The 2,541-nt window shown below is 61.8% G+C and carries 2 protein-coding genes; both read right to left on the bottom strand.

What is annotated here, in order from left to right:
* Positions 1 to 1,238, bottom strand: a 1,238-nt coding sequence (locus ABX749_RS29145; protein ID WP_372899134.1) for a formylmethanofuran dehydrogenase subunit A, incomplete at its 3' end; no start/stop codon positions are given.
* Positions 1,235 to 2,116 (bottom strand): hypothetical protein, encoded by an 882-nt coding sequence (locus ABX749_RS29140; RefSeq protein WP_372899133.1) that lies wholly within the window; start codon positions 2,114 to 2,116, stop codon positions 1,235 to 1,237. The genes ABX749_RS29140 and ABX749_RS29145, both read right to left, overlap by 4 nt.
* Positions 2,117 to 2,541: the final 425 nt, after the last annotated feature.

Genomic DNA, 2,541 nt, shown 5'->3' with positions numbered 1-2,541 from the left:
GCGGCATCGGCATGGATTTCCGCCAATGCGGTTTCGCGAAAGGAGCGATCGCCGAGCAACCGCAACAGGTGCGGGTACGCGGTGAAGGGGGCTCCGTTGGGATGGTCGGTGGTCAAGAAAACGCGTGTTGGGTCGTCGATCATCAGAAACAGTTCCAACCCGATGGCCCATTGCAGCGAATGCACGAATTGGCGGCGGCGGTATCGAAAGGGCACGACACCGCAACCGGCTTCGCATTCGATATCGACGATCGCGGATTTGCGCGGCGAGGCGTGATGGCGGTTGTCGAATTGATGGGGTTCATCGGCGCTGATCGTCACCGTTTGTCCGAACATGATCTGACCGACGTCGATCGTCACGTTGGGGTGTTTCGCCATCGCGGCGACGAGTTGTTCGGCTGCCGAGGACATCCCGTACTGACTCTCGTCACCGTAGCAATGAAACTGGGCGTGGGTGAGATGGATCGGCAACCCGTCGGCCGCCTCCATCGTCGCGATGGTGGAGCGGATGTTTCCCGGTACGCCCAGGTTGCTGGTGTGAATGTGCAGCGGGTGCACGAGACCGATTTCATGGACGGCTCTGGCGAGCCGGCGGATGATCTGCGCCGGTGTGACGCCGTAATGGGGATGGGGCGTGTCGACGTCCAGTTCACGCTGACCGAACTTGAAGGCCGAGATGCCGCCGGGGTTAACGGCTTTGACGGCAATGCTCTGGGTAGCGCGGACCATCCAGGCGACGTAGTCGTTGATTTCGGCTTGGGGCGCGTCGCGTGAGAGCAGGGTCAACAACAGGTCGTCGTTGCCGAGCAAGCAGAAGCCGCCGGTTGCCAAGTCAGGCATGTCCGCCATCTCGGCGTGCGCGGCGCGGGCGTTGCAGGGGATGACGGCGGGTTCGAGCGCGACGGTGTAACCCATTTCCAAATACCGCTGGGCAGCGACGGCGGCCGAGGGCAGGTAGTCACTTTCGGCCGCGCTTCGGGCGGTCGCGCGGGCGTCGTCGTCGATTCGGTCTTGCATCAGCAGTCTGGCGATCGCCAGTTTGCCGCCACCGATGTGCGTGTGGATGTCAATTCCACCGGCCATCACGACGCATCCCCGAGCGTCAATCACGCGATCGGCGTCTTCGGCGGCCAGGGCGTCTCCATTGATGATGGCGTCGTCATGCAGCCACAGGTCGGCGATCTGGTCGACGTCGCCGGCCGGGTCGATCAGGCGTCCTCCTTGAATCAGTGTTTTCATGAATCCTCTTTCTCAGTCTCTGGCTGTGCGTCGTCCGGCTTCGGATTGTCTCCTTTTTCCGTCTCGCTTCCCAGGGCCTTGTCAGATTCGTTGTCGTCCGACTTGTCACCGCGTTTGCGTCTGGATTTTCGTTCGGTGGCGGGTTGGTATTCTCCGTAGACCCGGTCGGTGGTGATGGTGATCCGATCGGCTTTGACTTGGTTTTCATTGGGGGGCTGGTAAAAACCGGTGACCGAGACGGGATCGCCTTCTTGGGCCAAGGCCAGATTGTTGTAGCGGACTTCCAACGTGGTGTTGGCGTCCACCGGGACTTGGACGGGGATTTTCCCCGCCTGGACGGCCAGGACACCGTTGGGGGTCAAGCCGATCAGTTGTCCCACGATCGATAGCTTGCCGACCATTGGTTGATTTCGATTGCCGCGATTGGCGTCGGAGTAAACGCCGGGAGTGAATTGTTCTTTGGTCCGGCCGTGCAGTGAACGCGGATCGACCGGTTGGAACAGTGTGATTTTTTCGACCGGGGCCAACGGCACGCCTCCGGGGCCGAAGTTCGCGGAGAAGCGGACCAGCATGCCGCGTTGTAAAAACGCCGGCGTCGCTTTGGCGACAAATTGGAACGACGAGATCGTGTCTGGCAACGCGACGAGCGCCTCGCTGCCGTCCTCTTTTTCGACCACGACAATGTTTCGCCGCATGCCTTTGAGGGCGCCCTTGAAATTAGTGATCTCGTTGGCCGGTAGCGTGGACGGTCCCTGTCCGAATCCGGCGGCCTCGGTCCCGGGCGGCTGGGCGGCTAGACGATCGCCGGAACCACCGAAGGGCAGGATGTTGGGAGCCAAAATCACCACGGCTAGCAGGGGGAGGCAAAGGCGGGGCATAGGGCATTCGCTCGCGAAAGACGGGGGGACGGTCGCGGAAAAGGGGGAAAGAACGGGCATACGTGTTGGTGTGCAGGCTTCAGCCGCCTACTGTCGCTGCGGAGCAGCGAATGGAGACGCCTGAAGGCTGGACACCAACGTGCGCTGGTGTGCAGGCTTTAGCCGCCTGGTTTCGCTGCGGAGCAGCGAATGGAGACGCCTAAAGGCTGGACACCAACATGCGCTGGTGTGCAGGCTTTAGCCGCCCGGTTTCGCTGCGGAGCAGCGAATGGAAGCGCCTGAAGGCTGGACACCAACATGCGCTGGTGTGCAGGCTTCAGCCGCCCGGTTTCGCTGCGGAGCAGCGAATGGAAACGCCTGAAGGCTGGACACCAACGTGCGCTGGTGTGCAGGCTTTAGCCGCCTGGTTTCGCTGCGGAGCAGCG

Origin of the sequence: Stieleria sp. (assembly GCF_041595215.1) — a bacterium.
Classification (GTDB): Bacteria; Planctomycetota; Planctomycetia; order Pirellulales; family Pirellulaceae; genus Stieleria; species Stieleria magnilauensis.
This window is presented reverse-complemented; position numbering and strand designations above follow the sequence as displayed.